Consider the following 5,250-nt stretch of genomic DNA (forward strand, 5'->3'; position numbering starts at 1 on the left):
GCTCCCGTGCGCCCGCCTGCGGTGCCTGCACCCGCCCCGGCCGTGACTCTGGGCGAGCGGCCGGCCGGCGTCGGGGCCATGGACTGGCCCGCGCTGGCCGAGGCCGTGGCCGGTTGCACCGCCTGCGGCCTGTGCCGCACGCGACGCCAGACTGTGTTCGGCGTGGGCGACCAGCAGGCCGACTGGATGGTGATCGGCGAAGCACCCGGTGAACAGGAAGACCGGCAGGGCCAGCCCTTCGTGGGGCCGGCCGGCCAGTTGCTCGACAACATGCTGCGCGCCATCGGCCGCACCCGGGAGCCCGCCGAAGGGCAGCCGGGCGGTGGTACCTACATCGCCAACGTGCTCAAGTGCCGCCCGCCGGCCAACCGCAATCCGCAACCCGAAGAGGTGGCACAGTGCGAGCCGTTCCTGGCGCGGCAGGTGGCGCTGGTGCAGCCCAGGATCATCCTGGCCATGGGGCGCTTTGCGGTGCAGTCCCTGCTCAAGACCACCGAACCCATCGGCCGCCTGCGCGGGCGCGTGCACCGCTACGAGGGCGTGCCCGTCATCGTCACCTACCACCCCGCCTACCTGCTGCGCACCCCGGCCGACAAGCGCAAGGCCTGGGAAGACCTGTGCCTGGCGATGGAGACGGTGAACACCCCCCTGCGCGCCTGACGGCGCGCCAGAGACGGGGAAGCGCCGTCAGGCGCGCAGGGGGGTGTTCCCCTTTCCCGCAGGCCATAGGACCGTGGCGATGGCCACGACCACCAGGGCCACGGCGGCCCAGTCCTGCCAGTGCAGCACTTCACCGAGCCAGAGTGCGCCGCTGAACACGCCGAGCACGGGAATGAACATCACCGAGAGCGTGGAGGCGATGGGGGGCAGGTCGCGGGCGAGCATGAGCCAGACCACCTGGGCGAAGGCGAACACGCCCAGCGCGTTGTAGACGATGGCGGCCCACACCGCCGGGCTCGGGGCGCTCCAGGCCCCACGCTCGAACACCACCGACAGCAGGGTCATCCAGAGCGCGGTCAGCAGGGTCATCCAGAAGCTGATGGTCAGCGTCGAGGCCGGCATGGTGGTGCGGCGCATGCGTTGCGTGCCCACGGCCCAGACGGCGGCCGCGGCCAGCATCATGGCCACGCCCAGCGGCCGGCCGGTGAGCGAGATCACTTCGTGCCAGAGCAGCAGCACCACACCAAGCGCCGCCGCGAGCACGCCCCCCCAGGCGCGCGCCGGTAGCCGCTGCTGGAACCACAGCGCGCCGATCACGGCCGAAAACACCGGCATGGTGTAGCCCAGGATGGCCGCCCGCCCGCTGGAGAGCGACTGCACCGCGAGGATGGCCAGCGTGTGCCAGAACAGCATGTTCAGCACCGTCAGCACGCCCAGTTCGCGCCAGTGCGCGCGTGCGATGGTGAAAGGCTCGCGCCGCTGCACCAGCACGGCCGCCAGCACCGGCAGGCCCAGCCACATGCTCAGGGTGCGGAAGCTCAGGGGCGGGAACCCGGTCACGCCCAGCTTCATGATGGGCCAGTTGACCCCCCAGATGAGGGTGAGCAGGACGAGCAGGGTCAGTTGGCGGCGGGACAGGGGCATCCTGGCAATGTTAGCGGCCGGCGGGGCGGGGCGTGCGGCCCCGGGAATACTCAGTTGGTGATGGTGACGACGGCGTAGTCGCTGTCGCCCGTGTTGCCGTAGGCGTCGACGGCCGTGGCGAAATAGGACACCGACCCCGTGGCCGAGGCGGGCACCGTGGTCGTGAACTGGTAAGGCGTGGCGTTCAGTGTCCCGAGCAGGGTGCTGGTTCCGCTGTCGACCCGGTAGAACTGGATGCCGCTGATGCCGTTGTCGGAGATGGCCGCCGCGATCAGCGTGACGGTGGCGCCGGCGGCCGCGCTGGTCGGCGTCGTCACCAGGGTGGCGGTGGGCGCATCGTCGTCCACACCGCCGCACCCCGCGACCGCCAGCGACAGCAGCAAGGCGGTCACTGCGGTGGCGCCGCGCTGTGCAGGACGTGGCGTCGAAACGAGGGGCTGTGGCCCGGGAGAAGCGAGGGGGAAAGGGGGGCGTGGATCATGGTGGATTCATGATAGGGACGCGGTTCCCGGGCTGGGTTGCCTCTGTGTTTCCGTTCGGTAAACCGCCGGATACCGAGCCCGCCCGCCGCGGCGGGCGGTGCGCCGGGAGGCGGGCGCACCAGCGGCTTCTTTAAAATCGCCCGATGACCTTTCTCGACATGCTGGGCGCGGCAGAGCGCCAGAACCGATCCCTGCTCTGCGTCGGCCTCGACCCCGATCCGGCGAAGTTCCCGGCCGGCATGCAAGGCGACGCGTCGAAGATCTACGACTTCTGCGCCGCCATCGTCGACGCCACGGCCGACGCCGTGATCGCCTTCAAGCCGCAGATTGCCTACTTCGCGGCCCACCGTGCCGAAGACCAGCTGGAACGCCTGATGGCGCACATGCGCGCCGTGGCGCCGCAGGTGCCGGTGATCCTGGACGCCAAGCGCGGCGACATCGGCTCCACCGCGGAGCAGTACGCCATCGAGGCCTTCGAGCGCTACGGCGCCGACGCGGTCACGCTCTCGCCCTTCATGGGTTTCGACTCCGTGGCGCCCTACCTCAAGTACCACGGCAAGGGCGCTTTCCTGCTGTGCCGCACCTCCAACCCCGGTGGCGACGACCTGCAGAACCAGCGCCTGGCGTCGGTCGACGGCCAGCCCCTGCTGTACGAACACGTGGCGCGCCTGGCGCAGGGGCCTTGGAACCTCAACGGCCAGCTCGGGCTGGTCGTGGGCGCCACCTACCCGGCCGAAATCGAGCGCGTGCGTGAACTTGCGCCGACCGTGCCGCTGCTGATCCCCGGCGTGGGTGCCCAGGGCGGCGACGCGGTGGCCACCGTGCGCGCCGGGCACCGCAGCCAGGGCGGCGCCACCACCGGCGCGGTGATCGTCAATTCTTCGCGCGCCATCCTCTACGCCGCGGGCGACGCGGGTTTTGCCGCCGCCGCGCGGGCCGAGGCCCTGCGCACGCGCGATGTGCTGAACGCGGCGCGCGGCTGAGCGGGCCCGGCCGGCGCGCTGTGCGCCGGCGACACGCGCGGGCCGGTGCCCGGGCTACCATGGGTTGACCATCGAGGAGACACCCCGTGATCGACCTGTACACCGCGCCCACGCCCAACGGGCACAAGATTTCCATCGCCCTTGAAGAGCTGGGCCTGCCCTACACCCTCCAGGTGCTGGACCTGGCCCGCCATCAGCAGCGCGAGCCGGCCTTCCTGGCCATCAATCCCAACGGCCGCATCCCGGCCATCGTCGATCACGACGCCGGCGGCTTCGCGGTGTTCGAGTCCGGCGCGATCCTGATCTACCTGGCCGAAAAAACCGGCCGTCTGATGCCCGCCGATCCCCAGGGCCGCTCGCGCGTGCTGCAATGGCTGATGTTCCAGATGGGCGGCGTCGGGCCCATGATGGGGCAGGCCAATGTGTTCTTCCGCTACTTTCCGGACAAGATCCCGGCCGTGATCGACCGCTACCAGGGCGAGGTGCGGCGCCTGTTCGGCGTGCTCGACGGGCACCTGAAAGACCACGAATACCTGGCGGGCGACTATTCCATCGCCGACATCGCGAACTGGGCCTGGGTGCGCACGCACCGCTGGTCGGGCGTGGAGCTGGACGGGCTGCCGCACCTCAAGCGCTGGCGCGATGCGCTGCGTGCGCGCCCCGCCGTGCAGCGCGGCATTGAGCAGCCGCCTTCGAAGATCGACCTGGCGCGCGATGGCGATGCCGCCGCGCAGCGCTTTTCGCAGGAGGCCCGGGCCGTGGTGGAAATGGGGCGCGCGGGCCGCACCGGGGGCGCCGCATGAAACTGCACACCGCTTCCCGTGCACCGAACCCGCGCCGCGTGCTGATGTTCCTGGCCGAAAAACGGGTGCTGGACCGCTTTGAGCTGGTCAACGTCGACCTCAACGCGCAGGAGCACAAGAGCGCGGCCTTCCGGGCCAAGAGCCCGCTGGCGCGCGTGCCGGCGCTGGAGCTGCCGGACGGCCGCGTGCTGACCGAAACCCGCGCCATCTGCACCTATGCCGAAGGCCTGTTTCCCGAGCCCAACCTGATGGGCGTCGACGCCACCGAGCGGGCCTTCATCGAGATGGCCGACCGCCGCGTGGAGTGGTATTTCATGCTGCCCATCGGCCACTGCATCCGGCACACGCACCCCGGGCTGGCGCCGCTGGAGCAGCCGCAGTTCCCCGAGTTCGGCCGCTCCCAGGGCGAGAAGCTGCGCGAGGTGGCGGCCTGGCTCGACGCTGAGCTGCAGCGCCAGCCCTGGGTGGCGGGCGAGCGCCTGACCATTGCCGACATCACGGCTTTCTGTGCGATCGAATTTGCCCGGTTGATGCGTTTCCAGGCAGGCGCCGAGGGATTCCACGCGCTGCAGGCCTGGCGCGACCGCATGGCCGCGCGGCCCAGCGCGCAGGTCTGACCTGCCGCCTCACTCCAGCGGAGCGGGGCGCGTGGCGTCGAACTTCTCGCGCGCGCTGCTGGCCAGCGCCATCTCGCCCGGGGTGCCGGGGGTCCAGCTGTCCACGGGCTGGGGCTCGCCCTGGGCGTCCAGCGCCAGGTAGACCGCCAGGCATTCGGCGGTCTTGATCAGCGCACCGCGTGCCAGCGAGCCGCTGAGCAGCTCCACCATGATGTTCATGTTCGTGCGGCCCGTGAAGGCGAGCCGGGCCTGCACCTCCACCATGTCTCCCAGCCGCAGGGTGCGCTGGAAACGGATGCTGCTGAGGTAGACCGTGGCGCACGGGCCTTGTGCCCAGGCGCTGGCGCAGGCGTGGCCGGCCTGGTCGATCCATTTCACGACCGTGCCGCCCGCGACCCGGTGGTCGGGGCCCAGGTCGCCGGGTTCAACCAGGAAACGCAGGGTGATGGTGGACATGGCCAGATTCCCTCAGGTGCGGGCGATGCGCCATTCTGGTCAGGCCGGGCGGGCTTTGCCAAGTCAGCAGGTGTGTCGGTTTGTGTGCAGGGGCATACCGGCGGCGTCCGTTGGGCGTTTCAGCGCCACGGTGACGGGGTGCTCACCAACGCCTTTTCCAGCGTGGGCAGCGCTTTCAGGCCCCGCGCCAGCTGGCGCTCCAGGGCCTGGCGCAAGGCCCGGCGGCCCGGCGGGCGCTGGCGCGGCTGGCGTTCGAGCAGGCCGAGCGCGGTATCGAGGTCGTTCCAGTGCCCCAGCCGGTCCTGCGCCCGGCGCAGCGCGGCGT

8 protein-coding genes are annotated in these 5,250 nt (G+C 70.9%); 4 read left to right on the plus strand and 4 right to left on the minus strand.

What is annotated here, in order from left to right; genetic code table 11:
- On the plus strand, nt 1-660 hold a 660-nt coding region (locus tag QQK43_RS22635), incomplete at its 5' end, for a uracil-DNA glycosylase (protein WP_284309552.1).
- A 27-nt stretch (nt 661-687) separates the two neighbouring features.
- Here the strand turns inward: QQK43_RS22635 and QQK43_RS22640 are convergent.
- The gene (locus tag QQK43_RS22640; RefSeq protein ID WP_284309553.1) at nt 688-1,584 is read right to left on the minus strand and encodes a DMT family transporter; all 897 of its coding nucleotides are present in this window, start codon (nt 1,582-1,584) and stop codon (nt 688-690) included.
- A gap of 50 nt (nt 1,585-1,634) precedes the next feature.
- Entirely contained in the window at nt 1,635-1,976 is a 342-nt protein-coding gene (locus QQK43_RS22645) for an Ig-like domain-containing protein (protein WP_284309554.1), read from the minus strand.
- Between the two features lie 233 nt (nt 1,977-2,209).
- Here QQK43_RS22645 and pyrF point away from each other — a divergent pair, with 233 nt between their 5' ends.
- From pyrF to QQK43_RS22660, 3 genes are all read left to right on the plus strand, one after another.
- A complete protein-coding gene (gene pyrF, locus QQK43_RS22650) occupies nt 2,210-3,049 on the plus strand; it encodes an orotidine-5'-phosphate decarboxylase (protein ID WP_284309555.1) in 840 nt (279 codons plus the stop codon).
- 86 nt (nt 3,050-3,135) lie between these two features.
- The gene (locus QQK43_RS22655) at nt 3,136-3,852 is read left to right on the plus strand and encodes a glutathione S-transferase family protein (RefSeq protein ID WP_284309556.1); all 717 of its coding nucleotides are present in this window, start codon (nt 3,136-3,138) and stop codon (nt 3,850-3,852) included.
- A complete protein-coding gene (locus tag QQK43_RS22660; RefSeq protein WP_284309557.1) occupies nt 3,849-4,469 on the plus strand; it encodes a glutathione S-transferase family protein in 621 nt (206 codons plus the stop codon). The genes QQK43_RS22655 and QQK43_RS22660 overlap by 4 nt, the downstream gene beginning before the upstream one ends.
- A gap of 9 nt (nt 4,470-4,478) precedes the next feature.
- Here QQK43_RS22660 and QQK43_RS22665 read toward each other — a convergent pair whose 3' ends face one another.
- On the minus strand, nt 4,479-4,925 hold the full coding sequence (locus tag QQK43_RS22665; protein ID WP_234267521.1) for an acyl-CoA thioesterase: 447 nt from the start codon (nt 4,923-4,925) through the stop codon (nt 4,479-4,481).
- Nucleotides 4,926-5,044: 119 nt separating this feature from the next.
- A partial coding sequence (locus QQK43_RS22670) for a hypothetical protein (protein WP_284309558.1) occupies nt 5,045-5,250 on the minus strand: 206 nt, incomplete at its 5' end.

Source organism: Hydrogenophaga electricum (assembly GCF_030160815.1).
Taxonomy (GTDB): Bacteria; Pseudomonadota; Gammaproteobacteria; order Burkholderiales; family Burkholderiaceae_C; genus Hydrogenophaga; species Hydrogenophaga electricum.

Excerpts from the sequence above, each read along its gene's own strand:
- QQK43_RS22640 (WP_284309553.1), bottom strand. The coding sequence starts at position 1,584 with ATGCCCCTGTCCCGCCGCCAACTGACCCTGCTCGTCCTGCTCACCCTC.
- QQK43_RS22660 (WP_284309557.1), top strand. The coding sequence starts at position 3,849 with ATGAAACTGCACACCGCTTCCCGTGCACCGAACCCGCGCCGCGTGCTG.
- pyrF (WP_284309555.1), top strand. The coding sequence starts at position 2,210 with ATGACCTTTCTCGACATGCTGGGCGCGGCAGAGCGCCAGAACCGATCC.
- QQK43_RS22665 (WP_234267521.1), bottom strand. The coding sequence starts at position 4,925 with ATGTCCACCATCACCCTGCGTTTCCTGGTTGAACCCGGCGACCTGGGC.